Below are 14,820 nucleotides of genomic sequence, written 5' to 3' on the forward strand. Positions count from 1 at the left end.
CGTGCTCCGATGTTGGTCCTCACCCGGAAGCGTGACGAGAGCATCATGATCGGCGACGACGTTCGCATTGTCGTGGTCGATGTCCAGGGTGACCAGGTGAAGCTGGGCATCGATGCCCCCCGCCAGATCCCGGTTCACCGGGAAGAGATCTACCGGGAGATCCAGGAGGAGAACCGCCGGGCGGCCCTCCGGGCCGGCGATCCTGGCCGGCTGGGTGAGCTGGACACCCTGCTGGACAAAAGCCGCCGCCAGGCGGAGACGGACGGCGCAGCCCAACGGAAGCCGGAGGCCTGAACGACCCATCAACCCGCCCAACTGGCTGCCAGCCCCGCCGCCCATCGTCCTCCGGCCTGCCTTTCCTGTCCCCCATCAACCTGCTCCCATGCCGCCCGCAAGCCGCCGCGGAACAGCACGCGCCTCAGCTCGTCTCAGCTGTGGAGGTTGGTCCGCTTCTCTCCCACGGGGGCCGGGACCTCGACTCCACCAAAGTGGAAAAGGGCCGTTCTCTGCGGTGTTACGGACCTTTCCGGGCCCTGGGCCTCCTAAAGTTTTCCGCCGCCGCTTCGATACCAGTACCAGAAGCATCCTCTCGGCCCACCCCGCTGAGAGGTGGAGTGCATGGTGGACGGACGTGCTCTCTCAACAAACCGTGTCGACCCCGTCTGGCCGCACGGCGAGGTCGGCGGGTTCTGGGAACGGAAGCCGTTGGATCCCAGCGGGACCAAGCCGGCACCAACTGAAGGGGTGGAAGACGGCGAGCAAACCATCCCCATCTTTCGGGACTTCCATTACCGGATCGACGAGCTGTCGGGGCGGATCGTGGTGGAGATCCGCGATGGGGTCACGGGCGAGTTGATCCGGCAGGTTCCTCCGGAGGAGATGCTCCGGGTGGCCCGGAGCATTCAGGCCTTCCTGGGACTCCAGATCGACCGGCGGGTTTGAGCCTCAGGCCGTTGGCGCCACCGGCGTGGAGGTGAGGTTGGACCGTGTCCATCTACTTCAGCGGGATTATCAGCGGGATTGACACTGAGGAACTGATCCGGCAGCTCATGAACATCGAGCGGCGGCCCATCCGCTTGATGCAGCAGAAGGTGAGCCGGATCGAGGAGCAGCAGTCGGCATGGCGGGATGTAAACACCCGGCTCTCCAACCTGGAGACCAAGCTGAAGGACCTGCTGGACGCCAACCTCTACTCCGCCATGAAGGCCAGCTCCAGCGACGAGAAGGTGGCCACCGCGTCGGTCCGGTCTTCGGGAGTGCCGGCGACCTATACGCTCGACGTCGAGCGACTGGCCCAGAATCACGTGATGGCGGGTGGTCCTCTCGCCAAAGACTGGACCCTCCAGGCTGGCGGCACCCTCGAACTGCAGGTGGGGGACGGCGATGTCGAGACCATCACCCTCCAGGCAGGGGCGAGCCTCCACGAGGTGGCCAAGGCCATCAACGAGCAGGCCAAGAACGTCCGGGCCTCCGTCGTCAACGTGGACGGGGAGAACCTGCGGCTGGTTCTCGAAGGCGTGGCGACCGGGGAGAAGGCCACCATCGCTTTCGCTGGGACCGATGAGGCGCTCCTCGGGGAGCTGGGCCTGACGAACCCCGAGGAACTTCAAAAAGCCCAGGACGCCCGGTTCACCCTCAACGGCCTCGTCATCACCCGCAGCACCAATGAGATCTCCGACGCCATCGAGGGGGTCACCTTCACCCTCCGGGCGGTTGGGGCCACCACCATCACCGTCAGTCAGGACCTGGACGGGATCGTGGACAAGATCAAGGCCGTGGTGGATCAATACAACAGCTTCTACACCTTTTCCCAGGAAAAATTGGCCAAGGACGCGGTGCTTCAGGGCGATTCGGCCTTGATCCAGCTGGTCTCCCGGGTGCGCTCGGCCCTCACCGAGCCCGTCGGCTCCGATTGGACCGGCGGCGGCCTTAACCAGCTGGCCCTCATTGGGATCACCACCACCCGGGAAGGCACCCTCACCGTGGACGAAACGGTCCTGCGGGAGAAGTTGGCGGAGGATCCGCTGGCGGTGCAACGGCTCTTCTCTGTCAAGGAGGACGGCGGGATCACGGGCGTGGCCCAGCGGGCGGTCGATCTGATCCAGCAGTACACCCGCTCGTCGGGCCTCATCTCCTCCCGCCAGAACATGTACCGCAGCATGATCGACGACATCAACGATCAGATCGACAGCCTCGAGCTGCGGTTGCAGCGCCGGGAGGAGACCATGCGGGCCCAGTTCATCCGCATGGAGCAGATGCTCGCCACGCTCAACGCCCAGGCGACCGCCCTGGCGGGCCAGCTGGCCCAGATCAGCGCGATCGCGGCTGGGGGCGGTAGCCGTGGCGGCTAAGAGTCGCCAGGACGATGAGGTCGCCGCCAGACTGAAGGAGATCCACCTCCAGATCCTCCGGGTGCTGGACGAACGGGACTCCAGCTACGCCCAGCCTGTCTCCTCGGCAGAGATCGGACGGGAGCTGAACGTGACGCCCTCCTACGTGCGGGAGCAGGTGGCGACCCTCCAAGGGCTGGGGTTGGTCTCAGCCCGCCGGGGTCCGGGCGGGGGCTACTACATCGATGGGGATCGGAAGGGGCGATGGGCCCATGAGCTTTCGCATGACACCAGGAACCAACGGGTACCAGGCATATCGCCGGACCCAGATCGAGACAGCCCCTCCGGAGCAGCTGATTCTGATGCTCTACGACGGGGCGATCCGGTTCGCCCGGAACGCCCGCCGGGCCCTCGAGGCGGGGGACAAGCAGAAGGCCCACACCGAGCTGACCCGGGCGCAGGACGTGGTGAGTGAGCTCATCGGATCCCTGGACATGGAGGCCGGGGGCGAGCTGGCGGCCAACCTCTATCAGCTGTACCGCTACATGTACCAACGCCTGGTGCAGGCCAACATCCGGAAGAGCGTGGAGCCCATCGATGAGGTGGTCCAGCTGATGGGCGAGCTCCGGGACGGGTGGTACGAAGGGGTTATCCAGGGGAAGGCCCAGGCAACTCAAGACAGGGGGCCGGGAGGATGAGGGAGCCAGGCTTCGGTTCCCGAACGGAGTGGCGGGATCTCCTGGACCAGCTGATCACCCTCTACGCGGAGCGGCTGGAGATCTACCGGCAAGCCCTCGGGGTGACGTGGCCCGAAGGGGAGCTGGTCGACGTGGAGGTGCTCGACCAGTTCGAAGGCCAGCTCAGGCGGCAGGAGAAGTCGCTCCTTCAGGCGGAGCAGGTTAGCCGGGACGCCCGGCGTCTGGAGGAGAGGCTGGCCCGCCTCTGGGGCGTGGAGGTGTTCACCTTGCGGGCGGGGGAGCTCCCTGAGGCGGTGGTCGACCAGGCGGACGACCGCCTCAGGGAGGCTCGGCGCCTCCTCCGGGAAAGCCAAGAGCTGGCCCGCCGGCTGCTGGACGACGTCACCCAGCGCGAGGCCCGCCTGCGGGAGGCGATGCGGCGCCTCCTGGAAGAGGCCGGGGCTTTGCAGCTCGAGCGGAAGGCTGTTGGGGCCTACCGGGTGCCCAAGCCAAAAGCCCGGTTCTTTGACGAGCGGCGGTGAAGGAGCGAGGGTCCTGTGGAACGGAATCTCTCCCAGCAGGAGATTGACGCCCTCATCAGCCAACTCCGGGCGGGGGAGCTTGACACGGAGGTTGAGGCTGAGGAGGATGTCGTTCCTTACGATTTCCGCCGGGCCGACCGGATCTCCCGGGAGCAAATGCGGGCTTTGGAGCGGGTGGTCCAGTCGTGGGCCCGGTCGGTGGCCAGTTCCCTGGCCACCCTGACCCGCCAGGAGGCCCAGCTCCAACTGGCCGCCCTGCAGCAGTTGCCGTTTGGTGAGTTTCGCCGGTCGCTGCCCAACCCATCGGTGCTGGTCGTCTACACCCTCAAGCCTTTGGACGGCAGCATGGTGGTCCAGCTGGAGCCGGGGGTGGCCCTGGCCCTCTACGACCGGCTCTGCGGCGGCCCAGGGGAGCGGGGCGAGGATCGGGAGCTGACCGACGTGGAGCTCTCGGTTCTGGGGGCCCAGATCTTCCGGGAGATGGGCCGCCGGATGGAGGCCGCCTGGAGCGAGTTCATGAGCCTTGAGGTGGCCTACGCGCGGGTTGAGACCAACCCCGTCTACCTGAACCTCCTGTACGATCAGGACACGGTCCTGGTGGCCTCCTTCCACCTCGACCTGGAGACGGGGAGCGAGAGCCTCAGCCTGGGCCTGGCCTTCGACGATTTGGACAACCTCCTGGCCAGTCTTTCGTCGGAGTTCGCCATGAAGAGCCGGCGTCAGGCCACCGCCCGGGAGCAGGCCGCATGGGCCCAGCACCTGGGCCGGGTGGCGGCGCCGGTGGAGGTGATCCTGGGCCGGGCCACCCTGACCATGGCCGATCTGGTCAGCCTCTCGGTGGGTGACGTGGTGCCGCTCCAGACGGGCCCTGACGGCACCATCGAGGTGGTGGTCGGGGGCCAGGTCAAGTTCCGGGGGACACCGGGCCGGGTGGGCAATCACACCGCCGTCCTGATTACGGGACCGGCACGCCAGGGGGCGAGCGAGTATGCCGGATGACCAGCCTCTTCTCTCCCAGAGTGAGATTGACCGCCTTTTGGGGACCCACTCGGGACCGGGCATCGGGCCCGGGTCCGAGGCTGAAGCGGGTGCCGAGGCTCCCGGCGAGGCCGGCGCTCCCGACGGGCCAGAAGTGGGCGCATCCGGAGAGGGGCTCGGTTCGGCCCAGGCCGACGCCCTGGCCGAGGTGAGCACCGTCAGCATGGGCTCGGCCTCCACCGCCCTGAGCAGCATCCTGGGCCACAAGGTGACCATCACCGCCCCCAAGGTGACGGTCCACTCCCGGGAAGGCTTCCGGAAGCAGGTGGAGCAGCCCATGCTCGCCGTCGAGGTCCGCTTCGAGGATGGCCTGGTGGGCCAGAGCCTCTTCCTCCTGGGCGAGCCGGAGGCGAAGACCATGGCCGCCATCATGCTGGGCGACCTGGCCGAGGAGGCCGGCGAGGAGCTGAATGAGCTGGAGCTGTCGGCCCTGGCCGAGGCGATGAACCAGATGATGGGCTCGGCAGCCACCGCCATGACCAACATGATCCACCGGTCGGTCAACATCACGCCGCCGGTGGTCCGCCGGAAGGACCTCGCCGCCGAAAGCCTGGTGGAGGTGGAGGAGCCCATGGTGGTCGTGGAGTTTGACATGACCGTCGACGGGCTCTTTGAGACCTCCTTCTTCCAGCTGATGCCCCTGAAGGTGGGCCAGCAGCTGGCCGAGCAACTCCTGGCTTCCGTCGGTGGGGAGTCGGAGAAGCCGACCGGGAGCGAAGCGGTGCCAGCCGCCGTAGAGGCCGAACCGGCGGCGGCAGCGCCCCAACCGGCGGCGCCCCAGGCGCCGACAGCCTCGAGCCTGGCGTCCCCTCCGCCGGCAGCGGCGGGCGGCTCCGGCGGCTCCGCCCAGGGCGAGCGGCCGGCCTTTGAGCCGAGCCCCCTCACCTTGCGGAGCCAGCCCGATCTGGGCAACCTCCGCATCGATCTGATTCGGGACATCCCCGTGCAGATCAGCGCCCGACTGGGCCGGGCCCGGCTGAGCGTGGCCGAGATCCTCTCCATGGGCGCCGGTTCGGTGGTGGAATTGGACCGGATGGAAGGGGAGCCCATCGAGCTTTTGGCCAACGGTGTGCCGGTGGCCAAGGGTGAGGTGGTGGTCATCGGGGGCGAGCGGTACGGGGTGCGCATCACCGAGATTGTGGATCCGACGGAACGGGTTCGGTCCGTGAGCTAGGAGGGGATCGGCGGTGAGTGCGGTTGCGGGGAATCAGGTGGTCATCTTTGCCCTGGGGGATGACCGGTTCGCGGTGGATGTGGGGCAGGTACGCGAGGTCCTGCGGACCCCGCCGCTCACCCGCCTCCCGGGGGCGCCGGAGTACGTGCGCGGGGTAGCCAACCTGCGGGGCGAGGTGGTCCCCGTGGTGGACCTGCGGGTGAAACTGGGTGAGCCGGAAGGGGACCACGAGGACACCCGGGTGGTGGTCTGCGAGCTGGAGGGCGAGGTGATCGGGATCGAGGTGGACGAGGTGCAGGAGGTGGCCACCCTCGACCCGGAGCAGATCCATCCGGCCCCCCGCCGGTGGGTGGAGCAGTCCCAGCAGGCGGTGACGGGCATCGCCCGGCTCGATGAGGAGCTGATCCTCGTCGTCGACTTGGCCCGCCTGCTCAAGACCGACCTGGAGATCTCGCTGGAAGCCCTCCGCCAGGCCCGGGAGGAGGCGGGCGAGGCGGTGACCGCCGCTGAAGGGGACCAGCAAGCATGAGCCACGAAGAACGGGCCCTCTTCGTCAGCGAGAGCCAAGAGTACCTGCAGATCCTGAACAACGGCCTCCTCCAGCTGGAGCAGGGGACCGATCCTGAGGTGGTGGCCGAGCTCTTCCGTGCCGCCCACAGCCTCAAGGGGATGGCGGCCACCCTGGGCGAGCAGGGGGTGGTGGGCCTCACCCATGCCATGGAAGAGTTTCTCAGCCGGGTCCGGGAGACGGGGGAGCAGCTGGCGGCGGAGGATCTGGACCTCCTGCTGGCGGCCTGCGACGGCCTGGAAGCCTGGCTGGCGGCCGTCCAGAAAGGCGACGAGGCGACCATGGCCCAAGCTCAAGAGGGGCTGGAGACTCTGGAGGCCAGCGTGCGGGCTGGCTTTCAGCGCCTCTTGGGCCGGGAGCAGACGGCCGCCAGCCAAGTGGAGACGGCGGCGCCGGGCCAGACGTCCGCAGGCGATCTGCCGCTGGAGCTGAACCTCTACGATCAGGAGCTGATCCAGGAGGCGACCCGGCAAGGCCTCCAGGCCACCGATCTCTTCATCCGCCTGGATCCGGGCTGCCGGATGAAGTCGGTGCGCGTCTTCCTCATCTTCCGGGCCCTGGAGCAGGTGGGGGAGATCATCAAGTCCCAGCCGCCCGCGGAGGAGCTGGACGAGGAGCGCTTCGACGACCGGTTCCGGCTGCTGGTGGTCTCCTCGGAGCCGCCCGAGGCCCTGGCCGAACGGGTGCGGGGCCTGGCTGAGGTGGCCGAGGTGGTCGCCCGGCCCGTCACCGCCGGGGAGGCGGGCGCTGGATCCAATGGGGCCGCGGGCCCCGGGCAGGCTGCCGCCCCCCGGGAGCCAGCCGCCAGGAAGAACGGCGGCCCCGGCCTGCCCAAGGAGCTGGCCTCCATCCGGGACAATTTTCTCAACGAGCGCTTCCTCCGGGTGGATGTGAGCCGGCTCGATCAGCTGGTCAACCTGGTGGGGGAGCTGGTCATCCAGCGGAACCGGCTCCTGAGCGTGGCTGAGGAGACCGGGTTCAGCTCGGATGTGATCGAGGGCATCGACCGGATCGCCACCGACCTCCAGACGGGGGTCATGGCCCTCCGGATGGTCCCCTTGCGCACCATCTTCCAGCGCTTCCCCCGCATGGTGCGGGATCTGGCCCGGAGCCTGGGCAAGCAGGTGGAGCTGGCCCTGGACGGGGAGGAGACGGAGCTCGACCGGTCCCTCATTCACTCGCTGGCGGACCCCCTCATCCACCTGCTGCGGAACGCCATCGACCACGGCATCGAGCCTCCCGACGAGCGGGCCCGGAAGGGCAAGCCGCCCACGGGGCGGGTCGCCGTCACCGCCCGGCAGGAAGGGAACCGGGTGGTCATCGAGGTGGAGGACGACGGCGCCGGTGTGGATGTGACCGCCATCCGCCGGAAACTGGTGGAGCGGGGGCTGCTGAGCGCCAAGGAAGTGGAGGAGCTCTCGGACCGGCAGGCCCTCCAGTGGATTTTCCGCCCTGGCTTCTCCACCGCCAAGCAGGTGAGCGACATCTCGGGCCGGGGCGTGGGGATGGACGTGGTCCGGTCCGCGGTGGAAGGGGCCGGCGGGAGCCTGCAGATCGACAGCGAGCTGGGTCAGGGGACCAAGATCCGGCTCGAACTCCCCCTCACCCTGGCCATCATCCAGGCCATGCTGGTGGAGCTGGCGGGCGAGCGGCTCGCCCTGCCCTTGGACGTCATCTCGGAGGTGCTCCGGGTGGGCGACGCGGACATCCGCACCCTGGGCGGCGGCCGGGTGCTCAACTGGCGGGGGCAGATCCTCCCCGTCATCGATGCGGCCGAGCGCCTCCAGCTGCGGCCCGCGCAAGAGGTCCTCCCGCCCGACAGCCTGGCGCTGGTCCTGGAGCGGGGCGGCCGGAGCGTCTGTTGCCTGGTGGACGAGGTGGTCGGGCATGAGGAGGTGGTGATCAAGCCCGTCAGCAAGCTGGTCTCGACCCTGCCTGAGGTGTCGGGCGCGACGGTTTTGGGGAGTGGGCGGGTCGCGGTCATCATCAACCCGGAACCGTGGCTGGAAGGATAGGGGGCGGGTGAAGGAGGAGAACCAACATGGCCCTGCGAGTCCTGGTCGTCGACGATACGGCCTTCATGCGCATGACGTTGCGGAACGTCCTGGAACGGAATGGGTATGAGGTCGTTGGTGAGGCGGCCACCGGCGTGGAGGCTGTGGAGCTTTACCAGAGCCTGAAGCCGGACTTGGTCACCATGGACATCACCATGCCCGAGATGGACGGGATCACCGCCATCCGGGAGATCATGAAGATGGACCCCCAAGCCCGGATCATCGTCTGCAGCGCGCTGGGTCAGAAGAACATGGTGATCGAAGCCCTCACCGCGGGTGCCAAGGACTACCTGGTCAAGCCCTTCCAACCGGAACGGGTCCTCGAAGCCCTGGAGAAGCTCCAGGCCCAACACACCTAGGGCGCTTAACCAAGAGGCCTCACCGGGTCCCGTTCAAGACCGGCGGGCGCCAGCGCCGGACCACCGCCGGGCGCCGTTGGCTGGAAGGGGTCCGCGTGGGCTGGCGCGCCTCCCCCTCCCAGGCCGCCTCAGCGGCCATCCCTTCCACCGCCAGGCTTCCCCCATCGGGCTCCCTCGCCGCCGCCCGGGACCCGCTGGCAACTGCCCGGACGCCCACAGCCTCGGCCGGGGGCCGGGGCAAGGGCTCAACCTCCAGGCCCATCTGCTGTTCTTGAAGCAGAAGCATGAGCCGCTCCAGCCGCAGCCGCAACTCCTGCTGCTCCCGGTGGAGGGTGGCGATCTCCTCTCGAAGCTGCTCGATGGTGTCCGCCGGAAGGACACCGTCGGCCGCCCCAAGACGGGCCGTCTCTTGGGGCTGGAACCCTGGCTCCCCGCGCCCGTTGGCCCGCGCCGCTGCAGGGAAGGGGAAGGGTAAGGAGAGCGCTTCTGGCGGGCTGGGAGCGCTGGGCGAGCTGAAGGCCTGTCCCAGGCCTGGGACTGGCCGGGGCCGGGCGGCGGGTTGATGGTGGGCCCGCTCGGCGGGACGGGCGGCCCTGGCAGGCAGTGCCGCCCCTTCCGAGCGGAGCAGGCCCTTGATCTGCTCGATGGTGTGGCCCTGGGCCCGATAAGCGGCCACCCGGCGGAGGAGGGGCAGCTTGCTCGCCGGGATGAAGGCCGTCCCCCGCTCGTCCAGGCGCACCTCCAGGGGCCCGGCCAGGTGGCGGGCCACGTACCGGAGGGCCGGCAGGCTCATGGGGACCGCGTGGGCCGCTTCAGGAAGGGAGAGCCATCCAGGGCGCCGTTCACTCCTCACCATCGTCCCGACCTCCCCGCATCCCTTCTGTTCGGTTTATCGGACGAAATCCCTTTCTTCATGAACTGTCGAACGGATTGCGCCCGTCGGCCAACCCGGGTATAATAGCTCAGTCCGCCTGGGTCTGTGGTTGAAAGTCGATGCCAGCCGCGGGCGAAGCGACCCACGTAAGGCAGCGTTCAACCAACACCATCACCTTTCGGCTGCCGAGCATGGCGCGGCTTAGTGTAAGTCCTGCCCGCCCTGCCGATCCAGGGCGGATCGGCCCAGGGTGGAGAGGCGCGGCGTCCCGGCCGGGCCGGGGCAAAGCGTCCAGCAGGCGAGTGTGGGGGCAAAGACCAGGTCAGCCAGGCGGACACCCTCCCTACCCTCTCCCCTGCGATCCCACGGATGGCTGATAAAAATTCATGGTTCGGGGCAGGAGACCGGGTAAGAGCGACGAATCATGAACCGAACTTGCAAGATTATGCAGCGGAAGGCGGTCCGGCCGGGCGTCCTGCCGGTCCAGGCCGTCTGAGGAGGTCGCGTATGAAGCGTTGGTCAGCGTTGGTGGTGCCGGTTCTCCTGGTCGTGGCGGTCAGCCTGGCCTCGCCCCTGGCTGTGGCGGCCCAGCAGACCATCAGGGTCGGTGCCGACACCGCCTTCCCGCCCTTCGAGTTCGTTGATGAGGAAACCGGTGAGTACACCGGCTTCGACATGGAGCTGATCCGGGCCATCGGCGAGGTGATGGGGGTCGAGGTGGAGATCGTCAACACCGTCTTCGACGGTCTCATCCCCGCCCTGCTCCTGGGCGAGTTCGACGTGATCATCTCGGCCATGACCATCACCGAGGAGCGGGCCCAGACGGTCGCCTTCTCCGACCCCTACTTCGTCACCGGGCTGGTGATCGCCACCCGGCCCGATGAGACCAGCATCCAGTCCACCGAGGACCTGAAGGGGAAGACGGTGGCCGTCCAGATGGGGAGCACGGGCCACTTCGCGGCCGCGGATCTCCCCGGTGTCGGGCGGGTCGACCCCTACCAGTTCGTGGACCAGGCCATGACCGCGGTGATCATCGGCGCGGCGGACGCGGCCATCCTGGACGAGCTGGTGGCCATCGAGTACATGCGGGCCCACCCCGATGCCATCAAGGTGGTGGGCGAGCCCTTCACCACCGAGGAGTACGGTATCGCGGTCCGGCCTCAGGAGACGGAGCTGCTGGCTAAGATCAACGCCGCGCTGGCGGAACTCCGGGCCAGCGGCCGGTACGACGAGCTCTACGACAAGTGGTTTGGCGTCGACTGATGGCCGCCCGGGGCCATCGCCAGAGCGGTCCGAAGGGCCGCTGGACACGACTTGGGGCGCGTGCTGGGCAGGGACGGGCCTGGCAGGCGCCCTGCCTCTGTGTATGAGGGGGAAACCGTATGGACCTGCGTTGGGATCTGATCTTGCCCCGCTTGCCCTACATTCTGGAAGGGGCGGTCATGACCGTCAAGCTGACGGCCATCTCCGTTGGTCTGGGCTTGATCTTCGGCACCTTCCTAGGCATCGGCCGCCTGGCCAAGCCCTGGCCCATCCGGGCCCTGGCGTCCGCCTACGTCACCTTCTTCCGCGGCACGCCCCTTCTCGTCCAGATCTTCCTGGTCTACTTCGGGTTGCCGCAGTTCGTCGGCCCGCTCCCCCGGGAGTTTGCCGGGATCCTGGCCCTCTCCCTCAACTCCGCGGCCTACGTGGCCGAGATCGTCCGGGCCGGGATCCAATCCATCGACCGGGGCCAGCTGGAGGCGGGCTGGTCGACGGGGTTGAGCCATGCCCAGACCCTGCGCTACATTGTCTTGCCCCAGGCGTTCCGAAGGATCGTGCCGCCCTTGGGCAACGAGTTCATCGCGCTCCTGAAGGACTCGTCCCTGGTGGCCGTCATCTCCCTGGAGGAGCTCCTCCGCCGGGGCCAGCTGGTGGCCACCCGGAACTTCCGTTTCTTCGAGGTCTACATCCTGGTGGCCATCATCTACCTCATCCTGACCGTGGGCATCTCCCAGCTGGTCAACCTGGCCGAGCGGTGGCTGGACGTGGGCCGGAAGCGGGGCCGCCAGCGGGTGCCAGCCCCGTCCACAAGCTCCTAACCGGGCCCGGGCTCAGAAGCGTGTTAATCGCTTGACAGTGGGAGCGCCCTGTGCTAGAGTGAACCTGCCTCTCGAACTTGCCTCTTGGCAGGGTCTTGCGGGGTAGTTTGGCACGACAGGAGGAGTTTCAAAGAGCATGATCGGAAGGGTTAAGTGGTTCAGCGCTGAGAAGGGCTACGGTTTTATTGAGCGGGAGGGTGGCCCCGACGTCTTCGTCCACTACTCCGCCATCCAAGACGAGGGGTTCCGCACGCTCGACGAGGGCCAAGAGGTCGAGTTCGAGATCGTTGAAGGCGCCCGTGGGCCGCAGGCCGCGAACGTTGTGAAGATCTGACCCTGCCAACGTCTCCGAAGTTGGGCCTCCCCGTGGGGGAGGCCCTTTTCGTCCCTTGAGGCCTTCAGGATGGCGCTTCCCCCTCTGGGAGAAACTGCTTCGGGGAGCAGGAGTTGGGGGTGCTCCAGGCCGAAGAGAACCATACCTCGGGTGTCACCGGGGCGGCTGGGAATTCCAGATCAGCGGGAGGGGTCCGTGTGCTTGAGACAGGCTCCATGCGGATTGTGATTACGGCCAAGAGCGAGACGGTGCCCCCCATCGCCAAGGAGTACGCCCAGAAGAAGGTCAGCAAGCTGAGCCGGTTCTTCGAAAACCCTCAGTCGGTTCTGGCCGAGGTGACCCTCCGTTCCGAGAACGAGACCCAGATCGCTGAGGTGACCCTGCGGGTGGGCGGGCTCATCCTGCGGGGCGAGGGGAAGCGCCCCGAGATGCACGCTTCCATCGACGAGGCCGTAGCCCGCATCGAGCGCCAGTTCGAGAAGTACCGGACCCGCATTCAGAAGCGGGTGCAAAGCCCTCGGGCCTCGGCCGACGGCGCCGCGGCGCCGGCCGCCGGGGCGGAGGAGCCGGAGGACCAGGTGGTCCGGACCAAGCGGTTCGTCATGCGGCCCATGGCCGTCGACGAGGCCATTATGCAGATGGAGATGCTGGGCCACGACTTCTTCGTCTTCGCCAACGCCGAGACCGGGAACATCAACGTGGTCTACCGCCGCCGGGACCAGGGTTACGGGTTGATCGAACCCGTCGTCTAGCCCTTCACCTGACTTCCCAAGGACGTACTGGCCTGACATGAGAGGGTCTTCCACGCCGACGGTCGCGCTCGTGATCTTCGAAGGAGGAGCGGCCACCAGCCTGCCGGAGCAGATGCTCCGGCAGGTCCGGGAAGGCATTGTCTTGGACCGGGTGGCCCAGGCCCGCCGGATCCAGGCCCTTGATCCCATCGTTCTGGTTACCGATCGGGAGGACCTGGCCCGCAAGGCCGAAGCCCTGGGGGCCCACATCTACTTCACCCAGAGCCACTCCTTTCACTTCGGCCTCTGCCTGCAGGCGGTCATCCGGCACTACGAGCTGGAGCGGGTGCTCTACATGGGGGGCGGCGCCGCCCCTCTGGCCAGCCCCATGGAGATCGGGCGGATCGTCAGCCTCCTCCAGCGGGCCGAGGCGCTAGCGGCGGCCAACAACTACCACTCCGCGGACGTGGTCGCCTTCACCCCGGCGGTCCGGGCCCTCAGTGCGCCCCTGCCGCCCCTGGACAACCTCTTGGCCCAAGCCCTGGTGGAGGCCGGGCTCCCCTACCGGCCCCTCCCCCGGAGCCTGGGGCTCAACTTTGATGTGGACACGCCGACGGACCTCATGGTCCTGGCCGTCCATCCGGCGGTGGGCCGGGCGACCGCCGCGGCCCTGAAGGAGCTGGAGTTGAATCTCGAACCTGTCCGCCGGGCCGCCGAACTGCTCCTGACCCCCCAGGCCGATGTGCTCATCTTCGGGCGGGTCGGGGGGGCCCTCTTCCAGTACCTGGACACCGTCACCCAGTGCCGCCTCCGCCTGTTCAGCGAAGAGCGGGGGATGAAGGCGATGGGGCGGGATCTCCGGGGGGAAGTCCTCTCCCTGGTCGGCTTTCTGGTGGATGAGGTGGGCCCGGCGGGGTTCATCGACCGGGTGGCCCGGCTGGCCCAAGCGGCCTTCATCGACACCCGGATCCTCTGGGCCCACCGGCGCCAAACCCCCTCGGCGGCCGACCGGTTCTTCTCCGATCTCCTCGTCCCCGACGCCATCGCGGACCCCTTCACCCGGGAGCTGACGGCGGCGGCCCGGGCGGCCGCGATCCCCATCCTCCTCGGGGGCCACTCCCTGGTCGCCGGCGGGGTCTGGGCCCTGGTGGACGCCGCCCTCCGGTCGAAGCAGGAACTTGGTGCCGCTCCTAGAAGTTAGTGCCAGCGGCCGACCAAGTGGCGACCGTCCCCTCGTCGCTGGGGTAAGGGAGGGCAGTCCGCCGTGGCAGATGCGGGGGATCTGGCGAACCAGGATCGGATCGATCCAGCCGAGCTCGAACGGGCGATCGCCAGGATCCGGGGTGTCCTCTCCTCGCGGGTGGTGTTGGACCCCAGCGAAGCCCACGTCGATGAGCTGCATGTCTTGGCGCACACCGGGCGGAACGCCAAGCAGGTGGTCCGGGACATCGTCTCCCTGCTCCAGGCCCAGTTCGGCCTCGAGGTGGACCACCGGGTGATCAGCGTCGCCCAGGTGGAGGTCCAGGGCGACGAACCGGCCCTTCCCGCGTACGAGCCTCGTCTTGTGCTCGACTCCATCCTTGTCGAAAACCGGCAGAAGAGCCTCCGGGTCCGGGTCCAGCTCCAGCGGGGCGAAGCCCTCTACGAGGGCGAAGCCGAAGGGAACTCCCACGGCGTGAGTCCCACCCGCTTGGGGGCGGAGGCGGGGCTCCGAGCGGTGCAGGAGTTCATGGAGGGTCTGTGTCAGGTCACCTTGGAGGATGTGCTCAACGTGGAGATGGGCGACGGGCACGTGGTCGTCACGGGGGTCCAGCTGAGCGTTCGGGGACGGGCGCCGGAGTTTCTCGTGGGGAGCGCCATGGTGCACAGCGATCCGGTGGAGGCGGCGGTCCGGTCGGTGTTGGACGCGCTCAACCGGAAGCTCGTTCTCTTTCGCATGGAAGAGGAGATGGTATGACAGATCCCCTCGGGGCCGCCGGCGGGTGGTGGGGGCGGCTGGGTTGGGCCCCGCTGTTGGGGGAGAGGCCGCGCAGGCGGGCTCACGGGCGGCGGCGCCGT

General features: G+C 68.0%; 17 protein-coding genes and 1 pseudogene. 17 read left to right on the plus strand and 1 reads right to left on the minus strand.

Features of this window, described 5'->3' with window-relative positions; genetic code table 11:
* Nucleotides 1–9: 9 nt before the first annotated feature.
* The 11 genes and pseudogenes from csrA (at nucleotide 10) to FWJ67_RS01150 (ending at nucleotide 8,742) form a co-directional block, all read left to right on the plus strand.
* Nucleotides 10–294, plus strand: a complete 285-nt coding sequence (gene csrA, locus FWJ67_RS01100) for a carbon storage regulator CsrA (RefSeq protein ID WP_369686545.1) — start codon at nucleotides 10–12, stop codon at nucleotides 292–294.
* Nucleotides 295–705: 411 nt separating this feature from the next.
* Nucleotides 706–942, plus strand: coding sequence for a flagellar protein FlaG (locus FWJ67_RS01105; RefSeq protein WP_304171997.1), 237 nt, complete (start codon nucleotides 706–708; stop codon nucleotides 940–942).
* A gap of 44 nt (nucleotides 943–986) precedes the next feature.
* Nucleotides 987–2,351: a flagellar filament capping protein FliD gene (fliD, locus tag FWJ67_RS01110; RefSeq protein WP_414482532.1), complete on the plus strand. Its 1,365-nt coding sequence runs from the start codon at nucleotides 987–989 to the stop codon at nucleotides 2,349–2,351.
* A pseudogene (locus tag FWJ67_RS01115) lies at nucleotides 2,341–2,562 on the plus strand (Rrf2 family transcriptional regulator); the annotation flags it as partial. The gene fliD and the pseudogene FWJ67_RS01115, both read left to right, overlap by 11 nt.
* Before the next feature lie 52 nt (nucleotides 2,563–2,614).
* A complete protein-coding gene (gene fliS, locus FWJ67_RS01120; protein WP_304171994.1) occupies nucleotides 2,615–3,028 on the plus strand; it encodes a flagellar export chaperone FliS in 414 nt (137 codons plus the stop codon).
* Complete coding sequence (locus FWJ67_RS01125) at nucleotides 3,025–3,549, plus strand: hypothetical protein (protein ID WP_414481998.1); 525 nt, start codon at nucleotides 3,025–3,027, stop codon at nucleotides 3,547–3,549. Before fliS ends, FWJ67_RS01125 begins: the two co-directional genes overlap by 4 nt.
* Before the next feature lie 15 nt (nucleotides 3,550–3,564).
* A complete protein-coding gene (gene fliM / locus FWJ67_RS01130; protein WP_304171990.1) occupies nucleotides 3,565–4,548 on the plus strand; it encodes a flagellar motor switch protein FliM in 984 nt (327 codons plus the stop codon).
* Entirely contained in the window at nucleotides 4,538–5,761 is a 1,224-nt protein-coding gene (gene fliY / locus FWJ67_RS01135; protein WP_414481999.1) for a flagellar motor switch phosphatase FliY, read from the plus strand. Before fliM ends, fliY begins: the two co-directional genes overlap by 11 nt.
* Before the next feature lie 13 nt (nucleotides 5,762–5,774).
* Nucleotides 5,775–6,290 carry a chemotaxis protein CheW gene (locus FWJ67_RS01140; RefSeq protein ID WP_304175112.1) on the plus strand — a complete coding sequence of 172 codons (516 nt, stop codon included), beginning with the start codon at nucleotides 5,775–5,777 and terminating at the stop codon, nucleotides 6,288–6,290.
* Complete coding sequence (locus FWJ67_RS01145) at nucleotides 6,287–8,344, plus strand: chemotaxis protein CheA (protein ID WP_414482000.1); 2,058 nt, start codon at nucleotides 6,287–6,289, stop codon at nucleotides 8,342–8,344. The genes FWJ67_RS01140 and FWJ67_RS01145 overlap by 4 nt, the downstream gene beginning before the upstream one ends.
* Nucleotides 8,345–8,370: 26 nt before the next feature.
* Nucleotides 8,371–8,742: a response regulator gene (locus FWJ67_RS01150; RefSeq protein WP_304175107.1), complete on the plus strand. Its 372-nt coding sequence runs from the start codon at nucleotides 8,371–8,373 to the stop codon at nucleotides 8,740–8,742.
* Between the two features lie 19 nt (nucleotides 8,743–8,761).
* On the opposite strand, the gene FWJ67_RS01155 is transcribed toward FWJ67_RS01150, so the two are convergent.
* On the minus strand, nucleotides 8,762–9,598 hold the full coding sequence (locus FWJ67_RS01155) for a hypothetical protein (protein ID WP_304175105.1): 837 nt from the start codon (nucleotides 9,596–9,598) through the stop codon (nucleotides 8,762–8,764).
* A gap of 525 nt (nucleotides 9,599–10,123) precedes the next feature.
* Here FWJ67_RS01155 and FWJ67_RS01160 point away from each other — a divergent pair.
* From FWJ67_RS01160 to FWJ67_RS01185, 6 genes are all read left to right on the plus strand, one after another.
* Nucleotides 10,124–10,879 (plus strand): basic amino acid ABC transporter substrate-binding protein, encoded by a 756-nt coding sequence (locus FWJ67_RS01160; RefSeq protein WP_304175102.1) that lies wholly within the window; start codon nucleotides 10,124–10,126, stop codon nucleotides 10,877–10,879.
* Between the two features lie 119 nt (nucleotides 10,880–10,998).
* Nucleotides 10,999–11,697 carry an amino acid ABC transporter permease gene (locus FWJ67_RS01165; protein WP_304175100.1) on the plus strand — a complete coding sequence of 233 codons (699 nt, stop codon included), beginning with the start codon at nucleotides 10,999–11,001 and terminating at the stop codon, nucleotides 11,695–11,697.
* 136 nt (nucleotides 11,698–11,833) lie between these two features.
* Nucleotides 11,834–12,031 (plus strand): cold shock domain-containing protein, encoded by a 198-nt coding sequence (locus FWJ67_RS01170; RefSeq protein WP_304175098.1) that lies wholly within the window; start codon nucleotides 11,834–11,836, stop codon nucleotides 12,029–12,031.
* Between the two features lie 197 nt (nucleotides 12,032–12,228).
* Nucleotides 12,229–12,783: a ribosome hibernation-promoting factor, HPF/YfiA family gene (gene hpf / locus FWJ67_RS01175; RefSeq protein ID WP_304175096.1), complete on the plus strand. Its 555-nt coding sequence runs from the start codon at nucleotides 12,229–12,231 to the stop codon at nucleotides 12,781–12,783.
* Nucleotides 12,784–12,820: 37 nt separating this feature from the next.
* Nucleotides 12,821–13,963: a hypothetical protein gene (locus tag FWJ67_RS01180; RefSeq protein ID WP_304175094.1), complete on the plus strand. Its 1,143-nt coding sequence runs from the start codon at nucleotides 12,821–12,823 to the stop codon at nucleotides 13,961–13,963.
* A 63-nt stretch (nucleotides 13,964–14,026) separates the two neighbouring features.
* On the plus strand, nucleotides 14,027–14,719 hold the full coding sequence (locus tag FWJ67_RS01185) for a hypothetical protein (protein ID WP_304175092.1): 693 nt from the start codon (nucleotides 14,027–14,029) through the stop codon (nucleotides 14,717–14,719).
* The last annotated feature ends 101 nt before the right edge of the window (nucleotides 14,720–14,820 follow it).

This window comes from Limnochorda sp. (genome assembly GCF_047459355.1).
GTDB lineage: Bacteria > Bacillota > Limnochordia > Limnochordales > Limnochordaceae > Limnochorda.

Excerpts from the sequence above, each read along its gene's own strand:
- csrA (WP_369686545.1), top strand. The coding sequence starts at position 10 with ATGTTGGTCCTCACCCGGAAGCGTGACGAGAGCATCATGATCGGCGAC.
- fliS (WP_304171994.1), top strand. The coding sequence starts at position 2,615 with ATGACACCAGGAACCAACGGGTACCAGGCATATCGCCGGACCCAGATC.
- FWJ67_RS01125 (WP_414481998.1), top strand. The coding sequence starts at position 3,025 with ATGAGGGAGCCAGGCTTCGGTTCCCGAACGGAGTGGCGGGATCTCCTG.
- fliY (WP_414481999.1), top strand. The coding sequence starts at position 4,538 with ATGCCGGATGACCAGCCTCTTCTCTCCCAGAGTGAGATTGACCGCCTT.
- FWJ67_RS01145 (WP_414482000.1), top strand. The coding sequence starts at position 6,287 with ATGAGCCACGAAGAACGGGCCCTCTTCGTCAGCGAGAGCCAAGAGTAC.
- FWJ67_RS01150 (WP_304175107.1), top strand. The coding sequence starts at position 8,371 with ATGGCCCTGCGAGTCCTGGTCGTCGACGATACGGCCTTCATGCGCATG.
- FWJ67_RS01155 (WP_304175105.1), bottom strand. The coding sequence starts at position 9,598 with ATGGTGAGGAGTGAACGGCGCCCTGGATGGCTCTCCCTTCCTGAAGCG.
- FWJ67_RS01160 (WP_304175102.1), top strand. The coding sequence starts at position 10,124 with ATGAAGCGTTGGTCAGCGTTGGTGGTGCCGGTTCTCCTGGTCGTGGCG.
- FWJ67_RS01165 (WP_304175100.1), top strand. The coding sequence starts at position 10,999 with ATGGACCTGCGTTGGGATCTGATCTTGCCCCGCTTGCCCTACATTCTG.
- FWJ67_RS01170 (WP_304175098.1), top strand. The coding sequence starts at position 11,834 with ATGATCGGAAGGGTTAAGTGGTTCAGCGCTGAGAAGGGCTACGGTTTT.
- FWJ67_RS01180 (WP_304175094.1), top strand. The coding sequence starts at position 12,821 with ATGAGAGGGTCTTCCACGCCGACGGTCGCGCTCGTGATCTTCGAAGGA.